General features: G+C 67.2%; 22 protein-coding genes and 3 pseudogenes. 13 read left to right on the top strand and 12 right to left on the bottom strand.

Annotated features, from left to right (window positions below):
• Positions 1 to 210: 210 nt before the first annotated feature.
• The 6 genes from Q1K09_RS11940 to Q1K09_RS11915 form a co-directional block, all read right to left on the bottom strand.
• Positions 211 to 549, bottom strand: a complete 339-nt coding sequence (locus Q1K09_RS11940; RefSeq protein ID WP_300345651.1) for a nuclear transport factor 2 family protein — start codon at positions 547 to 549, stop codon at positions 211 to 213.
• 146 nt (positions 550 to 695) lie between these two features.
• The gene (locus Q1K09_RS11935) at positions 696 to 1,883 is read right to left on the bottom strand and encodes an NAD(P)/FAD-dependent oxidoreductase (protein WP_300345649.1); all 1,188 of its coding nucleotides are present in this window, start codon (positions 1,881 to 1,883) and stop codon (positions 696 to 698) included.
• On the bottom strand, positions 1,864 to 2,082 hold the full coding sequence (locus tag Q1K09_RS11930) for a helix-turn-helix transcriptional regulator (RefSeq protein WP_300345648.1): 219 nt from the start codon (positions 2,080 to 2,082) through the stop codon (positions 1,864 to 1,866). The genes Q1K09_RS11935 and Q1K09_RS11930 overlap by 20 nt, the downstream gene beginning before the upstream one ends.
• Positions 2,082 to 2,561 (bottom strand): DUF2975 domain-containing protein, encoded by a 480-nt coding sequence (locus Q1K09_RS11925; protein ID WP_300345647.1) that lies wholly within the window; start codon positions 2,559 to 2,561, stop codon positions 2,082 to 2,084. Before Q1K09_RS11925 ends, Q1K09_RS11930 begins: the two co-directional genes overlap by 1 nt.
• A gap of 54 nt (positions 2,562 to 2,615) precedes the next feature.
• The gene (locus Q1K09_RS11920) at positions 2,616 to 5,192 is read right to left on the bottom strand and encodes an ATP-dependent DNA ligase (RefSeq protein ID WP_300345646.1); all 2,577 of its coding nucleotides are present in this window, start codon (positions 5,190 to 5,192) and stop codon (positions 2,616 to 2,618) included.
• Positions 5,193 to 5,233: 41 nt separating this feature from the next.
• Positions 5,234 to 6,031 (bottom strand): alpha/beta fold hydrolase, encoded by a 798-nt coding sequence (locus tag Q1K09_RS11915; protein ID WP_300345645.1) that lies wholly within the window; start codon positions 6,029 to 6,031, stop codon positions 5,234 to 5,236.
• A gap of 128 nt (positions 6,032 to 6,159) precedes the next feature.
• Between Q1K09_RS11915 and Q1K09_RS11910 the strand changes: the two genes are divergently transcribed.
• Positions 6,160 to 7,026, top strand: coding sequence for a Ku protein (locus Q1K09_RS11910; protein WP_300345644.1), 867 nt, complete (start codon positions 6,160 to 6,162; stop codon positions 7,024 to 7,026).
• Positions 7,027 to 7,072: 46 nt separating this feature from the next.
• On the opposite strand, the gene Q1K09_RS11905 is transcribed toward Q1K09_RS11910, so the two are convergent.
• On the bottom strand, positions 7,073 to 7,705 hold the full coding sequence (locus Q1K09_RS11905; RefSeq protein ID WP_300345643.1) for an NUDIX hydrolase: 633 nt from the start codon (positions 7,703 to 7,705) through the stop codon (positions 7,073 to 7,075).
• A gap of 110 nt (positions 7,706 to 7,815) precedes the next feature.
• On the opposite strand from Q1K09_RS11905, the gene Q1K09_RS11900 reads away from it, so the two are divergent.
• From Q1K09_RS11900 to Q1K09_RS11875, 6 genes are all read left to right on the top strand, one after another.
• The gene (locus tag Q1K09_RS11900) at positions 7,816 to 8,580 is read left to right on the top strand and encodes a histidine phosphatase family protein (protein WP_300345642.1); all 765 of its coding nucleotides are present in this window, start codon (positions 7,816 to 7,818) and stop codon (positions 8,578 to 8,580) included.
• A gap of 95 nt (positions 8,581 to 8,675) precedes the next feature.
• Positions 8,676 to 9,584 (top strand): ABC transporter ATP-binding protein, encoded by a 909-nt coding sequence (locus Q1K09_RS11895; RefSeq protein ID WP_300345641.1) that lies wholly within the window; start codon positions 8,676 to 8,678, stop codon positions 9,582 to 9,584.
• The gene (locus Q1K09_RS11890; RefSeq protein ID WP_300345640.1) at positions 9,581 to 10,342 is read left to right on the top strand and encodes an ABC transporter permease; all 762 of its coding nucleotides are present in this window, start codon (positions 9,581 to 9,583) and stop codon (positions 10,340 to 10,342) included. The genes Q1K09_RS11895 and Q1K09_RS11890 overlap by 4 nt, the downstream gene beginning before the upstream one ends.
• 12 nt (positions 10,343 to 10,354) lie before the next feature.
• Complete coding sequence (locus Q1K09_RS11885; protein ID WP_300345639.1) at positions 10,355 to 11,446, top strand: sensor histidine kinase; 1,092 nt, start codon at positions 10,355 to 10,357, stop codon at positions 11,444 to 11,446.
• On the top strand, positions 11,443 to 12,063 hold the full coding sequence (locus tag Q1K09_RS11880) for a response regulator transcription factor (protein ID WP_300345638.1): 621 nt from the start codon (positions 11,443 to 11,445) through the stop codon (positions 12,061 to 12,063). The genes Q1K09_RS11885 and Q1K09_RS11880 overlap by 4 nt, the downstream gene beginning before the upstream one ends.
• Before the next feature lie 54 nt (positions 12,064 to 12,117).
• Positions 12,118 to 13,011 (top strand): EamA family transporter, encoded by an 894-nt coding sequence (locus tag Q1K09_RS11875; RefSeq protein ID WP_300345637.1) that lies wholly within the window; start codon positions 12,118 to 12,120, stop codon positions 13,009 to 13,011.
• On the opposite strand, the gene Q1K09_RS11870 is transcribed toward Q1K09_RS11875, so the two are convergent.
• The 3 genes from Q1K09_RS11870 to betT all read right to left on the bottom strand — a co-directional run bounded on the left by Q1K09_RS11870 (position 12,989) and on the right by betT (position 18,535).
• The gene (locus Q1K09_RS11870; protein WP_300345636.1) at positions 12,989 to 14,587 is read right to left on the bottom strand and encodes a GMC oxidoreductase; all 1,599 of its coding nucleotides are present in this window, start codon (positions 14,585 to 14,587) and stop codon (positions 12,989 to 12,991) included. The genes Q1K09_RS11875 and Q1K09_RS11870 overlap by 23 nt on opposite strands.
• 200 nt (positions 14,588 to 14,787) lie before the next feature.
• The gene (locus Q1K09_RS11865; protein ID WP_300345635.1) at positions 14,788 to 16,269 is read right to left on the bottom strand and encodes an aldehyde dehydrogenase family protein; all 1,482 of its coding nucleotides are present in this window, start codon (positions 16,267 to 16,269) and stop codon (positions 14,788 to 14,790) included.
• 148 nt (positions 16,270 to 16,417) lie between these two features.
• Positions 16,418 to 18,535 (bottom strand): choline BCCT transporter BetT, encoded by a 2,118-nt coding sequence (betT, locus tag Q1K09_RS11860; protein WP_300345634.1) that lies wholly within the window; start codon positions 18,533 to 18,535, stop codon positions 16,418 to 16,420.
• 165 nt (positions 18,536 to 18,700) lie between these two features.
• On the opposite strand from betT, the gene ychF reads away from it, so the two are divergent.
• The 6 genes and pseudogenes from ychF to Q1K09_RS11830 all read left to right on the top strand — a co-directional run bounded on the left by ychF (position 18,701) and on the right by Q1K09_RS11830 (position 23,162).
• Positions 18,701 to 19,780 carry a redox-regulated ATPase YchF gene (ychF, locus tag Q1K09_RS11855; protein ID WP_300345632.1) on the top strand — a complete coding sequence of 360 codons (1,080 nt, stop codon included), beginning with the start codon at positions 18,701 to 18,703 and terminating at the stop codon, positions 19,778 to 19,780.
• A gap of 78 nt (positions 19,781 to 19,858) precedes the next feature.
• Entirely contained in the window at positions 19,859 to 20,218 is a 360-nt protein-coding gene (locus tag Q1K09_RS11850; RefSeq protein WP_017883886.1) for a metalloregulator ArsR/SmtB family transcription factor, read from the top strand.
• Positions 20,215 to 22,128: pseudogene (locus Q1K09_RS11845) on the top strand (cation-translocating P-type ATPase). The gene Q1K09_RS11850 and the pseudogene Q1K09_RS11845 overlap by 4 nt, the downstream one beginning before the upstream one ends.
• Entirely contained in the window at positions 22,125 to 22,433 is a 309-nt protein-coding gene (locus Q1K09_RS11840; protein WP_019619454.1) for a hypothetical protein, read from the top strand. The pseudogene Q1K09_RS11845 and the gene Q1K09_RS11840 overlap by 4 nt, the downstream one beginning before the upstream one ends.
• Before the next feature lie 140 nt (positions 22,434 to 22,573).
• Positions 22,574 to 22,853 (top strand): annotated as a pseudogene (locus Q1K09_RS11835) (type II toxin-antitoxin system RelE/ParE family toxin); the annotation flags it as partial.
• 12 nt (positions 22,854 to 22,865) lie between these two features.
• Entirely contained in the window at positions 22,866 to 23,162 is a 297-nt protein-coding gene (locus Q1K09_RS11830; RefSeq protein WP_300345628.1) for a HigA family addiction module antitoxin, read from the top strand.
• A gap of 76 nt (positions 23,163 to 23,238) precedes the next feature.
• Here the strand turns inward: Q1K09_RS11830 and Q1K09_RS11825 are convergent, their stop codons facing one another.
• Together Q1K09_RS11825 and Q1K09_RS11820 are read right to left on the bottom strand one after the other, a co-directional pair.
• Positions 23,239 to 23,649, bottom strand: a complete 411-nt coding sequence (locus tag Q1K09_RS11825) for a nuclear transport factor 2 family protein (protein WP_300345627.1) — start codon at positions 23,647 to 23,649, stop codon at positions 23,239 to 23,241.
• Positions 23,650 to 23,819: 170 nt separating this feature from the next.
• Positions 23,820 to 24,048: pseudogene (locus tag Q1K09_RS11820) on the bottom strand (hypothetical protein); the annotation flags it as partial.

Genomic DNA, 24,048 nt, shown 5'->3' with positions numbered 1-24,048 from the left:
GGCGGGACACCCCGTTCGATATCCATACCCACCACGCTACAAGCCCCCTACGACACCCCACCTGTCACCCCGACGCCCCCGCCGCTCCAGGGGGCCGGACCGAGGAGGCGGGGAGGTCACGGAACTGGGCTCACGCGGCGGGTGCCGGGGTCAGGGCGCATAGGCACGGGGCCAGGCTATTGGCACCGGTCCAGGACGCGGCCACTGGGCTCAGGCCGTGTGTTCGGCGGACTCGATGCAGTAGCTGCGGATCTCGGCGATCTTGGCGGTCTTCCCGGCTCCGGTGAAGCGCATCACGTGCGAAAACTCGATGGAGCGGGCGCCATCGGTGAGGCGGCCGTCGCAGGAGGCGAACCGCCCGTGGGTGATCACCGAGCGTATCTCCAGCCGCTGCGGGGCCAGCGGCGCGCGGGCCCTCTCAGCAGCGTCGGAGCCGTGGTGGGTCTGGTCGCCCACCAGGGTCCAGACAGCGTCCTCCGCCAACCATGCGGCGAGAGCGCCGGCATCCCCCGCCGCCCACTGGGCGGCAAAATCGCTGACGATGGCCACGCGCGGTGAATTTCCGCAGCCCTCTGGCCGCACGACCTCCATAGCGGGTCCCTTCCCTGTTGAGCATAGGTTCCTGGTTTCGAGTCTGGCCTCCGCTGTCAGCCGGCACAACCCCGGCCGGCACACCCTGGCCGGGTCATTGCCGCTCACACCGGGAATCTGGTCCGCCTCAGCGGCGAGGTGGCTGGCGGCCTCATAGGCTCGGGATCGGGGAAGGACTTCTCGGCAAAGAGGATATGCCGCGCAGCGGCGCGGCCGGCAGGGGTGCGCAGGCCCATGAAGGCCGCTTCGGCGGCAGCCGGGGTGCGGACCTGAGCCAGCGCATGCCGCAGGGTCAGGCGACCACGGAATTCCCGGCGCAGGGCCGCACCGTCGAACTGGCGGAGGACACCAGGCTCAGACCGGACCAAGGCGCGGTGCAGGGTCTCGGCAGCGTAGTCGGAGAGTCGCAGGCACGGATCCAATCCGCCGGCCGTCAGCGGAGAGACCGCGCCAGCAGCATCGCCCACCAGCAGACCCCGCGGCGAACTGATCCGGCGCAGCAGCCCGCCCACCGGGATTGGGCCTCCGCGTGCCTCCGCCTGCGGAGGATGCCTATCCGCGGGGGAGAGGCCGGGCGCGCAGCCCGCGTAGCTCTCCAATGCATGACCGATGCCCTGCGGGAACCGCCGTGCGTAGCCGGCCACACCCACATGAGCGTGCACGCCGTCGTTGACAGTCCAGGCCAGGTATCCGGGCGCCAGTCGGGGGTCCACCACGCAGTGGAACGCCGGCGTCGCAGTGGTCTGTCTCAGCGGGTAGACGCGTTCAGCGCCGGCCAGCAGGTGCGTATTCCGGTCCAGCTGAAGGTGTTTGGCCACCTGTGATCGGGCGCCGTCAGCAGCCACTGTGAACCGCGGGTGTACCCGATAGACCCCTTCAGGCCCGCGGAGCAGCCAGCCGCCGTCGTCGTCAGGTCCCAGGAACCGGGTCCCCAGCCGAAGGTCAGTCCCCGCATTCTCAGCGGTGCGGGCGCAGTGCTCATAGAGCGGCCCCATGTGCCCCACGCGGTACTCATCCTGCTCGCTGGTCAGGGTGACCGGGCGGCTCAGGCTCGGCGGGTAGAGGACCATGGTGCGGATGGGCGGGCCCAGGTGCTGGTTGGGGAGTTCGAAGTCGGTCAGCGTCTTGCGCACAAAGATGCCGGTGGTGCGGATGAACTCGGTGAGCCGGCGACGGCGTTCGATCAGCATCACCGAGTGGCCGCGTCCGGCCAGCAGAGCGGCGGTGCGCAGTCCGGCCAGTCCCGCCCCGACGACGAGCACATCTGGGGTCTCAGGGCGCGGAGTCATCATTCACCCACTCCAGAATGTCGCCGGGCTGGCAGTCCAGCACTCGGCAGATGGCCTCCAGCGTGGTGAAGCGGACCGCCTTGGCGCGGCCGTTCTTCAGCACGGCGACGTTGGCGGGACTGATGCCGACCTGTTCGGCGAACTCGCCCACACTCATCTTCCGGCGGGCGAGCATGACGTCCAGGTTCACGCGGATCGGCATCAGATCACCTGGTCCATATCCGCGCGCAGCGTGGTGGCCTGGCGCAGCAGGGCGCGCATCACGATCATCAGAAGCCCGATCACCGTCACGATGGCCAGCAGCAGCCCCAGGATCAGCGGCAGCGCCGGATCGGTGGCGCGGAACCCGATGAACACAAAGACCCCGAAGAGACTGACCCACCCGGCGGCCAGGGTGCCGAGAATGATGTTGACCCACACCAGGGAGTCCTCGGAGAAGATCCGGTCATAGGCCACCAGCGTCAGCAGCTTCCATACGCAGACGATGACGGCCTGCACGCACAGCACCCAGAAGATGGTGATGGCAGTGGCGGGGATCTGCAGGTGGGCTGAGGTTGGATTGAGCTCGGCCCGGTGGGCGAACTCACCCGGCAGGGAGAAGAACTGGAAGAAGAGAAGCAGGGCGAAGAGCAGGATCAGGAAGATCCGCAGAGCGGCAACCACCCAACGATGCGATGTCATGCATTGAGTATCAGCAGAAATCTATCGAAAGTCAATCGATTCTCCGGGTGGGGCTCATTCCGTCTTGAGGGTCCGCCACGCTGGATGGCGCAGCCGGTGGTCCCGGGTGATGCCGGAATGCTTGACCTCGCCGTGCAGCTTCGGAGTCACCCACGTGGCATCTGAGGAGTCCTCGCGGGGGACGTCGTCCGCCGACGGGGTTTTGCGGGTGAGCTGATCCAGTTGGCGGCGCAGCTCGGTGAGATCCGCCTCGGAGAAGCCGGTGCCCACACGGCCGGCATAGCTCAGCTCGCCGTCGTCGTCCTCCATGGCCAGCAGCAGAGAGCCGAAGGTCTTGGCGCGGCCGCCCTTGCCCTGCCGGAAACCGATGATCACCACATCGGCATGGTTGGCGTGCTTGACCTTCACCCAGTCCTCGGAGCGCCGGCCCGGGCGGTAGGGGGCATCGTTCCGCTTGGCGATGATGCCCTCCAGCTGCAGCTCCTGGCTGACCTCCATCGCCTCCTGCAGAGACTCGCCCAGGTCATCCGGCGCCTGGACGTGCTCCGTGGGGGTCAGGAGCTCGGAGAGCAGCTCGCGCCGCTCGGTGTAGGGCCGGTCAGTCAGGTCTCCGTGCTCGGCAGTGTGCAGCAGGTCGAAGACCATGTAGTGCACTGGGATCCGTTCGGCGGCGCGCTGGATCTCTTTGGCCGTGGTCAGCCGGCCGCGCCGCTGCAGGCGCCCGAAGTCCGGACGGTGAGAGGAGTTCAGCGCGACGACCTCGCCGTCCACGACGGTCCCGGCCGGCACAGCCTCGGACAGCTCTGCCAGCTCCGGGAACACGGTGGTGTAGTCCTTCCCGCTGCGGCTGCGCAGCTCGACCTCGCCGTCGGCGCGGGCTGCGGAGAGGATCCGGTAGCCGTCCCATTTGGCCTCGAAGGTCCACCCGGATCCGCGGATGCTGGAGGCGCTGCCGAGTGTGGCCAGCATGGGGGAGGGGAGTGGGTCCGGAAGCGCATGGGATGTGTCCTGGCTGTGATCAGTCTCCGAGGGAGACGCCGAGGAGGCGGCTTTCCGGCCGCCGCCGCCGGACCGGGATGTGCGGCCGGACGTGCTGGACTTGCCGGTGCTGCGGGACCCTTGGGCCGGCTGACGCGGCTGGTCCTTGGTGAGCCGGATGAGCCACTCATCGCCGTCGTCGTCGGTCCTGACCAGGGCGTAGCGGCGGGGCGTGCCGCCCAGGCCGCCGTCGGGCTGACCGTGGAGGACGAACACCACTTTGCCGTCCTCCCACTTCTCCACCTCCACGGTGCCGGAATCCCAGATTGAGACCTCCCCTGCGCCGTACTCACCTTTGGGAATGGTGCCCTCGAAGTCGGCGTACTCAATGGGATGGTCTTCGGTCTGGACTGCCAGCCGCTGGGTCCCCTGCCGCAGCGGCGGGCCCTTCGGCACCGCCCAGGAGACCAGGACGCCGTCGCGCTCCAGCCGGGTGTCATAGTGCAGCCGGCGGGCGTGGTGCTCCTGGATGACGAAGATGCGTTCGCCTTCGCGGGAAGCCGGGGAGCCTGACGGCACCGGTTCCGGAGTCTTGGCGGCATCGCGCATGGACCGGTACTTAGTCAGCGCGTCCTCGATGTCCTGAGGTGCGGCGCGAGAACTCGAGGATGAGCCGCCGGACTCCGGCTCGGCGGAGGTGGGGATGTCTGCGTCGCGGTCGGTGTAGCGGCCGAAGTCCTGCAGCGGGTCCACGCCGTCGGCCAGCCGCTGCATCACCTCCCGGAAGTTCAGCTGACCCAGGTCCGGATCCTCCAGCTCCTCCCAGGTGCGCGGCGCCGCCACCCACGGCTGGGGACGGCCGCGCAGCGAATAGGGGGCCACTGTGGTCTTATTCGCATTGTTCTGCGACCAGTCCACCAGCACCTTGCCCCCGCGGGCGGACTTCTTCATCTGGCTGACCACATCATCGGGATGGTCCGACTCCAGGGCGCGGGCCAGCTCCTTGGCCACCTGCGAGACCTGATCCGAGGTGTAGCTGCCGTCCAGCGCGGCATAAAGATGAATGCCCTTGGAGCCGGAGGTCAGCGGAATGCTGGGCAGGTCCATCTCATCCAGGATCTCCCGACACCAGCGGGCCACCCGGGCGCAGTCGGTGACATCGGCCCCCTCCCCTGGGTCCAGATCCAGCACCAGCCGGTCCGGATTCCGCTGGTCCGCCACCGGCGGCTCGCCGTAGGAATCCTGGGGAATGAAAGGCTCGACGTCGGATACAAACCTCCACTGCGGCACATGAAGCTCCAGGGCGGCGACCTGGCCGAACCAGGCCAGCACGGCATCATCCTCCGCCAACGGATAGATATTGACGTGGTCGGAGTGCTGCAGACCCAGCCGCGGCACCCAGGAGGGCGCAGAGTCCTCCAGGTTCTTCCGGAAGAACGAGTCCTTCGGCTCCTCAGCGGTGCCCGGACCGTCCGGCCAGCGCTTGCGCGTCACCGGCCGGCGCCGCATATGGGGCAGCATCGCATCCGCCACCGTCTGGAGGTACTCGATCACCTCGGCCTTGGTAGTGCCGGCCTCCGGATACAGCACCTTGTCCAGATTGGTCAGCTTCAGCTTCCGGCCGCCTACCGTCACAGTCTGCTGGGTGGCCATATCTGCACCATGCGCCCGGCAGCTGAGCGTTGTCTGAACGTCTAAGTGTCCTGCTGACCTGCGAGGAAGCGGGCGAGCACCTCCGTGAAGACCTGTGGCTGCTCCGAGTGCACCCAGTGGCCGGCCTTCTTGATGGTGGTCTGGAAGACCCGCGGGAACAGCTGACGCATCACCGGGGCGTATTCGTCCTGCACATAGTCCGAGTTCTCCCCGGCCACCCACAGCACCGGCCCGGTGTACTCCGCCTGATCGTCCAGATCCGGGAACCCCCCGATCTGCGGCAGGCTGGAGTGCAGCAGCTGCAGATTGGACTTCCAGCGCAGCCCGTCGGAGTCCTTGGTCAGGCTCTGCAGCAGGAATCCGCGGATCATGGCTTCCGGGATCGGCTCGCGCAGCTGCTCATCTGCCTCGCCCCGGGACTCCAGGGCGTCCAAGTCCAGACTGAGCAGGCTGGAGAGCAGGTGGTCGAACTCGCCCATGTCTTCACGGGCCACCGGGGAGATGTCCACCACCACCAGACTGCGCACCAGCTCAGGATGGCGCAGCGCCAGCAGCATGGCCACCTTCCCGCCCATGGAATGGCCCACCACGTGCACCGGGGTCCCCTCGGTGCCGCGCAGGTGATCGGCCACCAGGTCTGCGTGCTCGGTGTAGCTGAACTCCTCGGTCCAGTCCGAGGCGCCGTGGTTGGGCAGGTCCACCAGCACACTGCGGTAGTCCGGCGGCAGCGCCTTGGCGATCTGCGTGAAGTTCTTCCCCTGGCCGAACAGCCCGTGGAGGAACACCACCGTCTCCTCGCCCTGGCCGAGGCTCTGGGTGTGAAGGGTGAAGGATGCCATGGAGTGCCTCTCCGGACGGGGTCGGACGTCCCTGCCATGATAGGCGGCCCCGGCGGCGTCGGTCCGCCGTCGTCGTCCAGCCAATGTGGAGGGCTGCGGTGTGGGATGGACCCAGGAGGTGTTCTGCAATGCGTGCTATCTGGTCCGGCGAGGTCAGCTTCGGGCTGGTCTCGGTGCCGGTGAAGCTGTACTCGGCCACCAAGAGCCATGACGTGAGCCTGCATCAGGTCCACGACGCCGACGGCGGCCGCATCCGCTATCAGCGCCGCTGCGAGGTCTGCGACAAGGTCATCGACTACAAGAACATTGACCGGGCCTACGACGACGGCGAGAAGTCGGTGATCATCACCAAGGAGGAGATGGAGGACCTGCCGGCTGACGAATCCAAAGAGATCGCGGTCGAGCAGTTCGTCCCAGAGGACCAGATCGACTCGATGGTGCTGGACAAGTCCTACTTCCTGGAGCCGGCCGGCAAATCCGCGAAGGCCTACGTGCTGCTGCGCCGGACCCTGGAGGATGCCGAGCGTGTGGCGGTGGTGACTTTCACGCTGCGCTCCAAGACCCGGCTGGGGGTGCTGCGGGTCCGCGACGACGTCATCGTGCTCCAAGGCCTGCGCTGGGCCGACGAGATGCGCGAACCGGCCTTCGACATCCCCGGCTCGCGGGTGTCGAAGAAGGAGATGGAGATGGCGGCCTCACTGGTGGAGTCCTATTCGGAGGACTTTGAGCCTGAACGGTTCACCGACGAGTACCAGGAGCAGCTGCAGACCCTCATTGAGGAGAAGCTGGAGTCCGGGGAAGAGATCGACACCGAAGCCACCTTTGGAGAGGTGGAGGAGGACGACGACGGCGACGGCAATGTCATCGACCTCATGGAGGCGCTGAAGAAGTCAGTGGACTCCCGGCGGAAGAAGTCGGGTGGGTCCTCCCAGTCCTCCTCCGGGAACGGTCGGAAGAAGAAGGCCGGCGGGAGCCGCCAGAAGAAGGCCAGCTGATCTCCTCACCGGGCGCGTCTGCTCCAGGCGCGTCTGCTCGGCGTCGCTAGGGAGCGATGCCGCGGGGCTGCTGCGGCCACGGCGCATCAGCGGCCCGCAGTTCGGCGCCCCCGCTGCGCACTGCATGCAGCGCCAGAATTCCCAGGGCTGCCGAGGGGTTGTGGATCTGCCCGGCAAGCACGGCGGCGACGGCCTCAGCCAGCGGCACCCATTCCACCTGGATCTGGGCCTCCTCAGCCTGGCGTGCGTGGCGCTGGGACTCCGGCACCGCGTCGATCCCCTCGGCCAGGTAGATGCGGATCGCCTCATTATGCGCCCCAGGGGTGGTGTAGAAGTCCACCAGGGTGTGCCAGGTGCTCGCTGTGATGTCAGCTTCCTCGTGGAGCTCCCGCTGTGCGGCGGTGAGCATCGGCTCGCCGTCGATATCCAGCAGACCTGCGGGGACCTCCCACAGGTTCATGCGCACCGGGTGGCGGTACTGGTTGATCAGCAGCACACGGTCAGCCACATCCACTGCGACCACCGCCACCGCCCCGGGGTGCTGGACGAAGACTCGGGTCAGCTGTTCGCCGTCGTCACCGAAGCGGAAGCTTTCCTCCGCCACATCGAAGATTCCTGTGCTCAGCAGCGTGCGGGAGGCAGTGACCGGGTGCTCGGCGGCCGTGTCCTGGATGTGCATACTTCACCTTAACCGCAGATCAGAGGCACTCCGGCGGGTGTTTCCCCGTATGGCATAGGGTGAAAGCTGCAAACGACGGCGGCGCGGCGCGTGGGGCGGAAGGAGCCAGGATGATCCGGATCCTGCTGGTCAGGCATGGGGAGACCGAATGGAATAAGGACCACCGGCTCCAGGGGCACTCGGACATCCCGCTCGCCGACTCCGGACGTCAGCAGGCACGCATCACCGGCGGCTTCGTGCGTGCGCAGAACCCCCAGCGCGGCTATGTCTCATCCCTGGTGCGCACTCAGCAGACCTTCGCCGAATTCGGCCTGGACCTGGCGCCGCAGGTCACTGCTGACCTGGCCGAGCAGCACCTGGGGGAGTGGGAGGGCTGGTACGGGGCTGAGGTGCGCCGGCAGTTCCCGGAGCAGTTCGAAGCCTGGCGGGCCGGCACCTACACGCCGGTCGGCGGGGAGGCGCATCAGGACCTGCTGCAGCGGATGCGCCGGGCGTTCTTCCGGATCGTGCGGGAGACTGCGGAGATCCAGCCCACCGCCTCGGTGGATCTGAGCTTCGAAGTGCGCACCGCCGTCGCGGTCTCACACGGTGCTGCCCTGCGCGTGCTGCTGGAGGGGCTGGGACTGATCGACCGTCATCAGTTCATCCCGCTCACCCCGGCGGCGGTCACAGTGATCGATATTCCGCTGCATCACGGGCCGGTCTCCTCCACCCTGCCCAAGGGCGGGCTGGACGAGGAAGCCGACGACGACGCTGAAGCCGCCCTGATCCGCAGCCTGAGCGATGAGCAGATCTACGACCTCTGCCGGCTGCGGCTGATCAATCTTTCCCCCGAGCTGCTGAACCCCGGGGCTGACACCGTCGCCTTCGGCTGAGGGCGCTGCGGGCGCGGCTGCCCATGACAGGTGTCACGCCAGATTCATGACACCTGCTCTACGTGCTGGTGCTCCTCCGCGCCGATGCTGGAGGTATGACAGAGGCAATCATCAGCGCAGAGGCTCTTGTCAAAGAGTTTCCCGGCGGCGGCGGTGACCGCGTGCGGGCCGTCGACGGCGTGAGTCTGGACTTTGAGCGCGGGGAGATCGCTGCGGTCCTGGGCCCCAACGGGGCGGGCAAAACAACCCTGCTGGATATGGTGTTGGGACTCACCGCCCCGGATGCTGGGCGGCTCACCGTCTTCGGCGGCCAGCCCCAGGCCGCGGTGCGAGCCGGGCGCATCGGAGCACTGCTGCAGACCGGCGGTCTGCTGCCGGACCTCACGGTGAAAGAGACAGTGCAGATCATCGCCGCATTGCACCACCAGCATGCGGGGATCGAGGCAGTCATGGAAGCGGCCGACCTGACGGAGATCGCCTCCCGGAAGGTCGGGAAATGCTCCGGCGGCCAGCAGCAGCGGGTGAAATTCGCCCTGGCCCTGCTGCCGCAGCCTGAGGTGCTGATCCTGGACGAGCCCACTGCCGGCATGGACCCCGCCGCCCGCCACCGCTTCTGGGATCGGATGGCCCTGCAGGCCGAGGCCGGCACCACAATCCTCTTTGCGACCCACTACCTGGAAGAGGCCGAGCAGTTCGCCCGGCGCACAGTTCTGATGCACGGCGGCCGCGTCATCGCAGACGGGCCCACCGATCACGTCCGCCAGCACGCCGGCGCAGCGCACATCACCGCCATCTGGCAGCCCACCGCCGGGCAGCTGCAGCAGCTTCCGCATGTGGAGTCGCACCAGGTGCAGGGCCGCCGAGTGAACTTCCGCACCACGGACTCCGACGCGCTGGCCCGGCATCTGCTCACCGCCACGGATGCGCACAGCCTCACCATCCGGCCAGCTAGTCTGGAAGAGGCCTTCATGCAGCTGACCACACCTCAGGAGGCACACCGATGAGCATCACCACCTACATCCTCATGGACTTCTGGCGGAACCTCCGCAACATCGGCAGCACCTTCTTCATTGTGGTGCTGCCCGCCGTGCTGTACCTGTTCTTTGGGGTCTACAACGAATGGTCGGACTTTCCGGCCGGTGAGGGCAATGTCAGCGCCTGGATCATGATCGGCATGGCCGTCTACGGCGCGATCACGGCCACCACCTCGCTGGCCGGATCCGCCGCGGTGGAGATCCAGCAGGGCTGGGGCCGCCAACTGGCACTCACCGGTCTGCCGCACGGGGCATTCGTGCTGGCCAAGACCACGATCGCCCTGGCTATGGCGCTGCTGCCGGTGGTGGTGCTCAACGCGGTCGCGTTCTTCACCACCGCGCAGATGCCGGCGGGGGTATGGCTGGCCGCGGGGGCCCTGACTCTGGTAGCGTCCCTGCCTTTTGCGCTCTATGGCCTGGCGGTCGGGATGCTGTTCCGCTCCGATGCTGCGATCGGGGCCGCCTCTGGGGTGCTGGTGATTCTGGCATTCCTGGGCAACGCGTTCATGCCGCTGCAGGGGGTGCTGCTGGACATCGGACGCTTCACCCCGATGTACGGTTCGACTGCCCTGGCCCGCTTTCCGCTCAGCGACGGAGAGATCATCGGCACCGCCGGGCCGGTCGGCAGCGACCCCCTGTGGGCTGTGGTGGCTAATGTGGTGGCGTGGACCGCCGTATTCGGCATCGCATGCCTGGCCCTGCAGCGCCGCCGCACCAGAAGACAGTGATTGGATAGCCCCATGGCCACCTCCTTCTGGCCCCAGGTCAGCGGCACCCGCATCACTGGGCTGCTCTACGCCACCATCTGGCTGGTCTTCCTTGCTGCACCGGTCATCGCTGCCGTCTACAGCCCGGCCGCTGTGGGGTGGAAGCTGCTGGCCTGGGCCGCGACCGCCGGCTTCGCGATGCTCTACACCTGGCAGATGGCCTGCTGGATCGGCGACGACGCCATAGGCAGGGTCCATCCGCGTCGGCTGACCGTCATCTGCCTGGTGCTGGCTGGCCAGGCGGCGTTGACCCTGCCGGCGTCGGGGACCTGGGCCGTGTGCTTCCTTCCCTATATCGCCGCGCTGATCATCTTCACCACCGCGCCGCAGACCGGGATCCCCATCGGGCTGGTGATCTGGGCGGTGCCCACAGCGGCGGCCTACCTGGTCACCGGATACAACGAGGTCTGGGTGGCGCTGGGACCGGGCTTCGGGATGCTGTTCATCATCATCACTCGACTCACCGAGCACTTTGATGAACGGGCCCGCGGCGCCGAGGAGCAGCTGCGTGCCGCCGAGGAGCGCGACCGCATCGCCCGGGATGTTCACGATGTGCTGGGACACTCGTTGACCGTGCTCTCCATCAAGGCGCAGCTGGCCCGCCGCCTGGTGGCGGCCGACCCGCAGCGCGCCGACGCGGAACTCGGTGAGATCGAGCAGCTGGCCCGTGAATCGCTGGAGCAGGTCCGCTCGACCGTGACCCGTCTGCGTGCGCCCCAGCTGCCCGCCGAACTGGAGGTTGCGCGGTCATCCCTGACCGCGGCCGGAGTGGACGTGGAGATTCGCGGACACAGCACCGGGGACGAGCCGGGGGCCGATCTGATGGCCTGGACGCTGCGCGAGGCGGTCACCAATGTGCTGCGGCATGCCCAGGCCTCCCGGTGCTGCATTCAGATCAGCCCTGAGCGGCTGGTGATCAGCGACGACGGTCTCGGCGTCCAGAGCTCAGCCGAAGGCAATGGTCTGCGCGGCCTGCGCGAGCGAGCCGCTGCCATCGGGGCGCGGGTCAGCGTGGGGCCCGCCGAGGGCCCCGGCGGGACACGGGTGGAGGTACGGTTTCCATGAACCAGCAACGGCCCATCCGCCTGCTGCTGGCCGATGACCAGGACCTGGTCCGCGGCGGGCTCTCTGCCCTGTTGGGCCTGGAGCCGGACCTCGAGATCGTCGGCGAGATCGGACGAGGGGACCAGCTGGTTGAGGCGGCTCTCCAGCACCGGCCCGACGTCGCGCTGGTGGATATTGAGATGCCGGGACTCGACGGCATCGAGGCGGTGCGGCAGCTCAGCCAGGCGCAGCTGCCCACCCGGTGCCTGATTGTCACCACCTTCGGACGGCCCGGCTACCTCCGCCGCGCCGTGGACGCCGGTGCCGCGGGTTTCGTGGTCAAGGACACCCCGGCCGATCAGCTGGCGCAGATGGTGCGCCGCGTAGCTGCCGGCCAGCGGGTGGTGGACCCGGCGTTGGCGGCGGATTCGCTGGCTGGCGGCTTGAATCCGCTCACCGCGCGCGAGCAGCAGGTGCTGCGCGCTGCAGCCGATGGCAGCCCGGTGAAGAGCATCGCCGAGCGCCTGCACCTCTCCCCGGGAACGGTGCGCAACCACCTTTCCGCTGCGATCGGCAAGACCGGCGCGCAGAACCGGCACGACGCCGCCCGGCAAGCCCTGGAGAACGGCTGGCTCTGACCGGTACTGAGCGCGTCGTCGACATTCTCAGATCTGCTGGGGCAGGATGAGCAGGTGCCCATCCGACATGTCCTGCTCGCCGTCGTCGTCGCGGTGCTGTGGGGAGTGAACTTCGTTGCGATCCACTTCGCCCTGGAGCAGTTCCCTCCGCTGTTCCTGGTGGCCCTGCGGTTTGCGGTGCTGGCGCTTCCAGCCCTGCTGTTTGTTCCCTGGGCCGGGGTGAAGATCCGCTACCTCATCGGCTACGGCCTGGGGTTCGGCACCCTGCAGTTCTTCGGTCTGTTTCTGGGCATGGCGGCGGGGTTCCCCGCCGGTCTGGCCTCCCTGGTGCTGCAGGCCTCGGCCCCGTTCACTGTGCTGCTGGGCGCGCTGCTGCTGCGGGAGCAGATCACCGGGCGCCGGGCCGTCGGCGTGGCGGTGGCGGTGACCGGCTTGGCGGTGGTGGGCATCTCCCGCGGCAGCCTGGACGGCTGGGGTCCGTTCCTGCTGGTGGTGCTGGGTGCCTTCGGCTGGGCGCTGGGCAACCTGGCCTCCCGCAAAGCCCAGACGGACAAACCCCTGGCCCTGGTGATGTGGATGACGGTGGTGCCTCCGCTGCCGATGCTGGCGCTCTCGCTGATGGTCGAAGGCCCGGAGACCATCGGGGAGGCGATGACCAGTTCGCTCAGTGCAGATGCGCTGCCTTCGTGGCTGGGCTTTGTCTACCTGGTGCTGATGGGCACCGTGGTGGGTGCGGGAATCTGGGTGTGGCTGATGCGCCGGCACCCCGCCGGAGCGGTGGCGCCGTTCTCCATGCTCGTGCCGATCTTCGGTGTGCTGGCCGCGTGGCTGGTGCTCGGCCAGGTTCCCAGCTGGCTGGAGCTGGCCGGCGGCGCGCTGGTCATCTGGGGCGTGCTGTTCTCCAGCAGCACCGCCGGGCGTGCCCTCAGGAGGCGGCGCCCCGGATAAGGTCCGCGCAGCGCTCGCCGATCATCATGGTGGTGATGTTCGGGTTCACCGTGGTCAGCTCCGGCATCACCGAGGCATCGGCCACGCGGAGCCCCTGCACACCTTTGACCCGCAGGTCTGGGGTCAGCGGAGACATCTCATCCTCGGCCGCGCCCATCCGCACTGTGCCTGCGGGGTGATAGACCGTGTTGTGGGTGCGCCGGATGTAGTCGGCGATCTGTTCGTCGCTGACCACGTCCTTCCCCGGGAACAGCTCCTGGCCGGCCCAGTCGGCCATGGCCGGCTGGGAGACGATCTCGCGGGCCAGCCTGATCCCGGCTACGGCCACCCGCATATCGTGGCCCTCGGGATCGGTGAAGTACCGCGGATCCACTGCCGGCTTATCTCGGTAGTCCCTCGAGCGCAGCCGCACAGTCCCGCGGGACTTGGCGTGGGTGATGTTCGGGGTCAGGCAGAACGTGTTCTCTGAGGTGGGGTATCCCTGCCGCAGGGTGTGCATATCGAAGGGAACCGAGCCGTAGTGCATCATCAGGTCCGGACGTCCGGGCTTATCGGAGCCGCCGGTGTCTGCCAAGGTATCGGCGAAGATGCCGATCTCCCACCACTGGTAGCTGTCCTCGACCATGGGCTGCTTCGCCTCCCAGGCGATGACCGCCTCGGGATGGTCCTGCAGGTGCTCGCCCACGCCGGGGGAGTCCACCCGGGCGGTGATGCCGTGCTCAGCCAGGTGCGCGGCCGGGCCGATCCCGGAGAGCATCAGCAGCTTCGGCGAATCGATGGCTCCGGCGGAGAGCACCACCTCTTTGGCCGCCGCAATGGTGTGGGCCCGGCCGAAGGCGTTGTTGACCGCCGAGACGCCCACAGCGCGCGGGGTGCTGCCGTCGTCGTCGAAGAGAATCTCCTTCACCCAGGTGTCGGTGAGAAGAGTGAAGTTCTCACGCTCCAGGATCGGGTGGATGTAGGACACCGACGACGACGCCCGGGTCCCGTCGGGCAGCCGGTTGACCTGGAAGAAGTTGGCCCCGGTGACCACCGTCTCGCCGGAGTTGAACCTGGCGCGCGGGATCCCGGTCTGCTCACAGGCGTCCAGCAGCGCCACCCCGCACGGGTCATGAGGCGGGATGGTCATCAGATTCACCGGCCCGGAGGTGCCGTGGTGGTCTCCGGGTTCCCCGGTGGCCTGGTCGTTGGTCTCCAGGCGCTTCAGGAGCGGATAGGTGGATTCGGCGTTCCAGCCGGCCGCGCCCATGGACTCCCATTCGTCCATATCCTCCTTCGGCGGCCAGAAGGCGATGCAGGAGTTGTGCGAGGAGCAGCCGCCGAGCACCTTGGCGCGGGCGTGGCGCATGAACGAGTTCCCGGACTCCTGCGGCTCCACCGGATAGTCCCAGTCGTAGCCGGATTCCAGCAGCTCCATCCACCGGTTCAGCTGCAGGATCTGCTCATTGCCCACATCGGTGGGTCCGGCCTCCAGCAGGGCTACGGTGACGCTGGGATCCTCGGACAGCCGTGCGGCCACTGCTGCGCCGGCCGATCCGCCGCCGATCACCACATAGTCGAAACTCTGCTCTGCCACTGGATGCTCCTTCTGTTCAGGTCGTCGGGTGCGGATTGGGGCTGGAGTCGGTCCTCCCCGGGCGTTACGTGTCGGAAAGGCCCGAACTCGGCCCAATTTCCGGAGAGTTTGGGCCCATCCGGCACGTTCTTTGCCTTGGGGGTGCTTTGGGTGGGGCTGCCTCGGGGCAGCGCCCCCGGAGCCGGGCGCCTGGGGCGGGGTCAGGACTGGTCCGGGCTGCGGAACCAGCCGGTGACGGCAGGCTCGGTGTTCTCGTAGATGTGCTTTGCCTCCCGGTACTCGTCCAAACCGTGCCGGCCCAGCTCGCGCCCCACCCCGGACTGCTTGAAGCCGCCCCACTCCGCCTGCGGGAGGTAGGGATGGTAGTCGTTGATCCACACGGTGCCGTGGCGCAGCCGGGAGGAGACCCGGTGGGCAGTGGCACGGTCAGTGGTCCAGACCGCGCCGGCCAGCCCGTACTCCGTGTCATTGGCGGTGGCGATCGCTTCAGCCTCGGTGGTGAAGGTCTCCACGGTGATCACCGGCCCAAAGCCTTCCTGGCGCACCACGGACATGCCGCGGCGCACCTCATCCAGCACGGTGGGGGCGTAGAAGAACCCACTGGAGAGCTCCTCGGGGCCGAAGTGGTGGCCGCAGCGCAGCACGGCGCCCTCCTCGATGCCGGCCTGGGTGTAGTCATAGACCTTCTGCCGGTGCTCTTCAGAGATCAGCGGCCCGGTCTCAGCCGCCTCGTCGAAGGGACCGCCCATGGTGATCGCCTCGGCACGGCGGACCAGTTCATCGACGAACCGCTCCTTGATGGACTCCTCGACGATCAGCCGCACCCCGGCGGAGCAGACCTGGCCGGAGTCGACGAACCCGGCGTTGAGGGCGTTGTCCACCGCGGCGTCGAAGTCGGCGTCGGCGAAGACGATGTTCGGGTTCTTCCCGCCCAGCTCCAGGGCCACCTTCTTCACCGTCTGCGCGGCGGCCGAGGCGATCTTCCGGCCGGTGACCAGCCCCCCGGTGAAGGAGACCATGTCCACATCCGGGTGCTCGGCCAGCGGGGCGCCGGCCTCGGCTCCGGAGCCGGTGACCAGGTTGGCCACGCCGTCGGGCAGACCCAGGGAGTCGAAGACGTCCATGATCAGCATGGAGGTGTGCGGGGTCAGCTCTGCCGGCTTGAGGACCAAGGAGTTGCCGGCAGCCAGCGCCGGAGCGAGCTTCCAGGCCGCCTGCAGCAGCGGGAAGTTCCACGGAGTGATCATTCCGCAGACCCCCACCGGCTCGTAGACCACCCGGGAGATCACAGTCGGGTCGCCTGCATCGACCAGCCGTCCCGGATCCGAATCGGCCAGCTTCCCGAAGAAGGTGAAGCAGGCGATGATGTCATCCATATCCAGCTCGGCCTCCACCAGGCGTTTGCCGGTGTCCAGGGCCTCAGCGCGGGCGAATTCAGCCTTGCGCTCGCGCAGCTGCTCAGCCACCTGCAGCAGGAAGTCGCCGCGCTCGGCAGCCGGGGTGTCCGCCCATACCCGGCGTTCGAAGGCGCGCTTAGCCGCGGCGATGGCCTTGTGGGTGTCCTCCGCGCCGGCTTCGGAGGCTTCCCCCACCTCGCGGCCGTCGGCGGGGCAGCGGATCAGGCGACTGTCGCCGGAGGCGGCGGAGACCCACGATCCGTCGATGAACAAGGTGGCGGTCATGACAGCTCCTTCGGCAGGGGAGGGACGGACTGGTCAGTGGTGCGGGTTATCAAACAGGGGGACAGGACGACGACGGCGGTGCAGGCGGCGCCGCTCTCCACTGTAGCGACTCCGCCTGCACACCAGCCAGGAACCGGCGCTCGCCGGCTCAGCGGGACTTCCTGGTGCGGACGTGGTCCCAGTCGTCGGGGATCGCCCCGGTGTTCAGTGTGACCGGGGTGCCGCCGTCGTCGTCGTTCATGGTCAGCACGGCCAGGTGGCGCTCATAGGCGTCGAGCACATCCGAGATCACCTGGTCCTTGGTGTAGCCGAAGATGTCATGGCCGGCCGAGCCGGTGGCGGAGAAGACCTCCACCCGGTAGAAGGTCTGCTCAGTGCTGCGGAAGTTCAGCGCGAAGTTCGGCACCGAGTACTCCACCGGGTAGGCCTGGTACTTGAACATGGCCTGGTCGCCGAAGTAGACGTGCAGGTCCACATGCGGCAGCTGGGTGTCCTCCACCACGCCGCGGCTGCAGGTGACCTCCGCGCCCTGCTCGGTGAGGGCGGAGGCGACCTCCTCCACGGCCGGGGCCGCGACGCTGTCCACGTACTGGCCGACCTCCTCGGCGGTGGGGTAGTGCATATGCCGGGCCAGGCGGCGGCGCAAGCGCGCCGGGGTGCTCTCCCCGGAGCCGACGATGCGTTCGGACAGCGCCGAGGGCAATGTGGCCTGCCCGGCTTGGACCTGGTAGCGCTCCATGCGCAGCGCGCGCCAGACCCCGGCCATCAGGAGGTAGAGGATCAGCGAAAGCGGCAGGCCGATGATCACGGTGGCCATCTGCAGGCTGTAGATGCCGGCGCCGTCTGCGGTGTCCACCAGCAGCATCGCCAGGGTCAGCCCGCCGATGATCACGCTCCACACCACCCGCAGCCAGGCGGGGCCGTCTGAGTTGGTGCCGGTGGTCCGGGAGGTGAAGTTCGCCAGCACCAGCGCGCCGGAGTCGGCACTGGTGACGTAGAACAGCAGGCCCACCAGGACCGAGATGCCGATGATGAAGGTGGCGCCGGGGAATTCGGCCATCAGGCTGTAGTAGCCGGCGCCGGTGAAGTCCTCCGCTTCGGCGGCGAAGTCCTCATCGCCGCCCATGATTCGGAAGACGGTGGCGTTGCCGAAGATGGAGATCCACAGCACGATGAACGCGAAGGGCACCACCAGCACGCCGGTGACGAACTGGCGCAGCGTGCGGCCGCGGGAGATGCGGGCCAGGAAGAGCCCCACGAACGGCGCCCAGGCCATCCACCATGCCCAGAAGAAGATGGTCCACCATTCGACCCAGCCCTCGTCCAGCCAGGCTTCGGTGGTGTCGAAGGCGAAGGTCTCGGTGAGCATGCTCGGGAACAGGGCTGCGAAGTCGCCGATGTTCTTCACCAGTGCGTTGAGCAGCCGGACGGTCTCCCCGGAGATCAGCACATAGATCATCAGCACGATGGCGATCAGCACGTTGAGCTCGGCCAGCCGGCGGATGCCCTTTTCGATGCCGGAGTAGGTGGAGATGGTGACTACTACCGCGGCCAGGACGATCAGTGCCACCTGGACTCCAGGGCCTGATTCCAGGCCGAAGACCAGGTCCAGGCCGTAGCTGAGGAACACCACGCCGATGCCGAGGCTGGTGGCGATGCCGAAGATGGTGCCGATGACTGCGCCGACCTCGACGGCGTCGCCCGCTGCGCCCTGGGCGCGGCGTCCGATGATGGGGTAGAGCGCGCTGCGGATGGACAGCGGCAGGTGGTAGCGGTAGGCGAATAGGCCGAAGGCCATACCCACCAGGGCGTACATGGCCCAGCCGGGGATGCCGTAGTGGAACATGGTCCACAGGGCGGCCTGCTCGGCGGCGGCCATCTCGGCCTCAGGGGCCAGGCCGGGGCCGACCCGGAGGTTCGTGGCGGGACCCACTACGGAGAAGAACATCAGATCCACGCCGATGCCGGCGGCGAAGAGCATGGCTGTCCAGGTGAAGAGGTTGAACTTCGGCTTTGAGTGGTCCGGACCCAGTTTGGTGCGGCCGACGCGGCTGAGCGCCACGATCATCACAAAGAGCACCACCACGGCGGCGGTGAGGATGAAGTACCAGCCCAGGTGCTGACCGATCCAGCCGAAGGCTGCTTCGAGAGTGGGGTAGGCGCCGGGGTCCAGCGCGACCCATCCGGTGACGGCCACAATGATCACCGCAGAGACGATGAACACCGGCCAGTTGACTTTCGATGCTGCAGGCGGTGCTGCTGCCATGACAGTGCCTTCCTCGGTGGAGTGATTTACCTAACATCATGACGGGGTCCCGCCCCCAGTGCCAGGGGCGCGGCCCGTCTCGGTTCGGTACAAACAGCCCACTACCTTACGTGGACCGGCAGCGGCGGGGAGGGTTCGTTACGGGGTGCGGTAGGTTAGGGGACCGTGGCACTGACTATCGGCATCGTGGGACTGCCCAATGTGGGCAAGTCGACCCTCTTCAACGCACTGACCCGGCAGACGATCTTGGCGGCGAACTACCCGTTCGCCACCATCGAACCCAATGTGGGCGTGGTGAATCTGCCGGATGAGCGGCTGAACACGTTGGCAGAGATCTTCGGTTCGGCCAAGATCATCCCGGCCACGGTTTCCTTTGTGGACATCGCCGGAATCGTCAAGGGCGCCTCGGAGGGGGAGGGGCTGGGCAACCAGTTCCTGGCCAATATTCGTGAGGCCCACGCCATCGCCCAGGTGGTGCGTGTCTTTGAAGATGAGAACGTCACGCACGTGGACGGCAAGGTCGACCCCACCAGTGACATGGAGACGATCAACACCGAGCTGATCCTCGCGGACCTGCAGACCCTGGAGAACGCGATTCCCAAGCTGGAGAAGCAGGTCACCGGCAAGAAGACGGACAAAGCGACCCTGGACGCCTATGTGGCGGCCCAGAAGGTGCTGGAGGAGGGCAATACGGTCTTCTCTGCGTCGTCGTCGTTGGATATGGAGCAGCTGGCCGGGCTGAATCTGCTCACTGCTAAGCCGCAGATCTATGTGTTCAACGCCGACGACGGCGTGCTGGGCGATGCGGCGAAGAAGGCGGAGTTGGAGCGGCTGGTGGCTCCGGCGCAGGCGGTGTTCCTGGACGCGAAGCTGGAGTCTGAGCTGGTGGAGCTGAGCGAGGAGGAGGCCCGCGAGATGCTGGAGCTCAACGGGCTGGAGGAGTCCGGGCTGGACCAGCTGGCGCGCGTGGGCTTCGAGACGCTGGGGCTGCAGACCTACCTGACGGCGGGGCCGAAGGAAGCCCGGGCGTGGACGATCAATAAGGGAGATACTGCGCCCGAGGCGGCCGGGGTGATCCACACGGACTTCCAGCGGGGCTTCATCAAGGCCGAAGTGGTCAGTTTTGAGGACCTGGTCGCGGCGGGATCGATGAATGAGGCCAAGGCTGCCGGCAAGGTCCGCCTGGAGGGCAAGGACTACATCATGCAGGACGGCGACGTCGTGGAATTTCGTTTCGCCGTATAACCTCTCGCGTCGATTGAGCGGTCTGACCTGCCGATGCGATGACCAAAATAGGTCAGCAGTCACTGTATAGTTTAGTGCATGCTGACTATTGCTTCTCGCCTCGACGTCATGAACCGGCTGGGCCGGGCCATGGCGGACCCGACGCGCTCCCGGATCCTGATGACCCTGCTGGACGGGCCGAGCTACCCGGCCGTGCTCTCGCGCGAGCTGGAGCTGACGCGTTCGAACGTGTCGAACCACCTGACCTGTCTTCGCGACTGCGGGATCGTGGTCGCCGAGCCCGAGGGGCGGCAGACGCGCTACGAGATCGCCGACCCGCACCTCGCGGCAGCGCTCACGGCGCTGGTGGACGTGACGCTGGCCGTGGACGAGCACGCGCCGTGCATGGACGCCGAGTGCACGGTGCCGGGCTGCTGCGGGACGGGAGCGGGCGCGTGAGCGCGGCGTGCGGCTGCGACGAGCCGGAGACCCGGGTCGGCGAGGAGGCCGAGGAGGAGCGGGAGCGTCCGTGGTGGCGTGACCGCGGGATCATGGTCCCGGCGCTCTCCGGCGTCGCCTTCGGCACGGGCCTGGCCGTGGAATGGACAGGGGCGGAGGTCCCGGCGCTGGTGGCGTTCTGGATCGGCCTGCTGCTGGGAGCGTCGACGTTCACCCCGGGCGCGATCCGCAAACTGTTCAAGCGCAAGCTCGGCATCAGCCTGCTGATGACGATCAGCGCCATTGGCGCGGTGATCCTCGGCTACGTCGAGGAGGCCGCGGCCCTGGCGTTCCTGTACTCGATCGCTGAGGCGCTGGAGGACAAGGCGATGGACCGCGCCCGCGGCGGGCTCCGGGCGCTGCTCAAGCTCGTCCCTGAGACAGCGACCATCCGCCGCGACGGCGCGACGGTCGAGGTCGCCGCGAAAGACCTCCAGGTCGGGCAGCTCATGCTGGTGCGCCCCGGTGAGCGGATCGCGACCGACGGCATCGTCCGCACAGGTCGGTCGAGCCTGGATACCTCCGCGATCACCGGCGAGTCGATCCCGGTCGAGGTCGAGCCCGGCGACGCGGTGTCGGCCGGGGCGATCAACACCGCCGGTGCCCTGGAGGTCGAGGCGACCGCGGCGGGTACGGACAACTCGCTGACCACGATCGTGGAGCTGGTCGAGCAGGCGCAGGCCGAGAAGGGAGACCGCGCTCGGCTGGCCGACCGGATCGCCCGACCCCTCGTGCCCGGCGTGCTGATCCTCGCCGCTCTCGTCGCGATCATCGGCTCGCTGCTCGGCGACCCGGAGCTGTGGATCACCCGCGCCCTCGTGGTGCTCGTCGCCGCGTCGCCGTGCGCGCTGGCGATCTCCGTCCCGCTCACCGTCGTCGCCGCGATCGGCTCGGCGAGCCGGTTCGGCGTGATCATCAAGTCCGGTGCCGTGTTCGAGCGCTTCGGCGTGATCCGCCACGTCGCCGTCGACAAGACCGGCACCCTCACCCGCAACGAGCCCGCCGTCACCGCCGTCCTCACCGCCGACGGCGTGACCGAGGCGCAGGCCCTGGCCTGGGCGGCATCCCTGGAGTAGCACAGCACCCACCCGCTGGCGGCCGCGATCACCGCCGCCGCACCCGGAGCCCCCGCCGCCCTGGACGTCACCGAGCAGGCCGGGCACGGCATCGAAGGCACCCTCGACGGGGCCCGGGTCACCGTCGGCAGCCCTCGCTGGCTGGACTCGGGGACGCTCAAGGACCAGGTCGCGGGCCTGGAGGAGCAGGGCATGACCGTCGTCATTGTGCACCTCGACGGGGTCCCGGTCGCCGCGATCGGGGTCCGCGACGAGCTGCGCCCCGAGGTCCCAGAGGTCGTGCGCACCCTCGCGGCCCAGGGCGTCGGGATGACCATGCTCACCGGCGACAACGCCCGCACCGCCCGCGCGCTGGCCGCGCAGGCCGGGATCGGGGACGTGCGCGCCGAGCTGCGTCCCGAGGACAAGGCCGCCGCGATCAGCGAGCTGGGCAGGCACGGCTCGGTCGCGATGATCGGCGACGGCATCAACGACGCCCCCGCCCTGGCGGCCGCGGACATCGGCATCGCGATGGGCGCGACCGGCTCCGATGCCGCGATCGAGTCCGCCGACGTCGCCTTCACCGGCCACGACCTGCGGCTCCTCCCGCGGGCGTTCGACCACGCCCGCCGCGGCAGGCACATCATCAACCAGAACATCATCCTGTCCCTGCTGATCATCACCGCCCTGCTCCCGCTCGCCCTCTTCGGCGTCCTGGGACTCGCTGCCGTGGTGCTCGTGCACGAGATCGCGGAGGTCATCGTGATCCTCAATGGCTTGCGCGCGGCCCGGACCCGGAAGGAGCAGATCGTATGAAGGTCGAACTGCTGCACATCGTCGACTGCCCGAACACGGCCATCGCCGAAGCAAACGCGCGCGCCGCGCTGGATGCCGCCGAGCTCGCGGAAGTGCCCATCGAGCTGGTAACGATCCACACCGAGACCGAAGCGGTGAACACCCGATTCGGAGGCTCGCCCACGATCCTCGTCGACGGCGTCGACCTGTTTCCGACGCAACCGGTTCGCTCGCTCGCGTGCCGGGTCTACGCGACTGAGCGCGGGTACGCCGGTGCACCGACTCCGTCTCAGATCGAGGAGGCGTTGCACGAGACCTATCGTTGACGTCGAACGCAAGCTGTCGGTCCCGGACGCGGGGCCGAGCGCTTCACTGCACACCTCAAGAGGGTGGTATGTACCGGAAATCGGTGGAGTTTAGATTTAACGTCTCGCGTTAATAACGCTACGCGGTATATCCTGGTGTCGTGATCAGATCATTCGCAGACCGTGACGCCGAACGAATCTGGCGTCGTGAGTCTTCGAAGAAGCTCGATCCGCGCATCCACAAAGCAGCGAATAGAAAGTTGCATCTGCTCGATGCGGCGACCTCCCTCGACGCGTTGCGCGTTCCTCCAGGCAATCGTTTGGAGGCGCACAAGGGCGATCGATTGGGGGCAACGCAGCATCCGGATCAATAACCAGTGGCGGATCTGCTTTCGGTGGACGAGTGCTGGGCCTGAAGATGTCGAGATCGCTGATTATCACTCGGGAGGATTGATGTCTGAGAAGTTGTATCCGCCGATCCACCCGGGTGAGGTCTTGATGGAGGACTTCATCGAGGGGTTCGGCATTTCGCAGAACAAACTTGCTGTGTCGATTGGGGTGCCGCCGCGGCGCATCAACGAGATAGTCCACGGTAAACGTGCGATCACTGCTGACACAGCATTGCGGCTTGGGCGCTACTTCGGTGTCGATCCACAGTTCTGGCTGAACTTGCAGACGCGGTATGACTTGGAGGTCGCCGAAGACCGGGTCTCTGATCAGATCGAGGCGATCACTCCGTTGGTTGCTTGACCTCGGCACGTGGTGGCCTCAGGTCATCACGGCGATAGGTGGCATCGGCGGGTTGGGTCGAGTCCCGCCAGGACCACTATTCGGTAGGCAGGTGGATGCTGTAGCTGCGCAAGGTCTTGATAGGTGCGGTCTTGCTGTGCCCCTTGAAGATGAGTACGTGGCTGAACGCGAGCTTGCTGTTGGTGGCCGATTCGACAATTCCATCCGCGCCGCAATCGGTTCCGTGGGTGATGACCGAATGGATTGTTAGCTGCGCGGCGGCGCGTTCGGTTGCTAGCCACGCAGCCACTTCTTCGTGGCCGTGCAACACCCGATCACCGATGATATGCCACTCGACTGCGTCGTCGAGATGGGTGAGAACGCTGTCGGCGTCATGATCATAGAGCGCGATGAGAAAATCACGAATCACGATCTTGCGCGGTGCGTTTCCGCAGTCCGCTGGCATTTCTGCAACAGTGAGAGTGTTTGTTTCCGGCAGGGCAGACATATCGCTCCCTTCGATGAGTCGAGGTCATTTTCGTGTATCCACATTATTGTGGTAGCAACCGCGAACACGTAGCTGCGAACATTTCACAGGTTATTCGGTTACGGAACGTGGTGGAGTTCCGTTTCAATGTGTGAGGCGATTGGCTGCCTATCGCGTTGACCAGCGGGGGTTCAGTCGTCCAAGAGTGGGTTGTATCTCATGCTCAGCCCTCGTTCGATCGCCGCGAGGCCTCCGGCGATGATGACGAGGAGGTTCTGCCAACCCGCGAGGCGGATCGCCGGGATCTCGAATACTGGGAGCCCGACGTACGACGTCAGCAGACCGACGAGGTTGATCAGCTGAGGAAGCTCGAGCAGAAGCACCCCCACGACGATGAGGGTGGCGACGATTCCGACTGCT

The sequence above is a fragment of the Nesterenkonia sp. genome (assembly GCF_029265375.1).
Lineage (GTDB): Bacteria > Actinomycetota > Actinomycetes > Actinomycetales > Micrococcaceae > Nesterenkonia.
The sequence above is the reverse complement of the archived record's forward strand: the minus strand, read 5'-3'. Positions and strand labels throughout refer to the sequence as shown.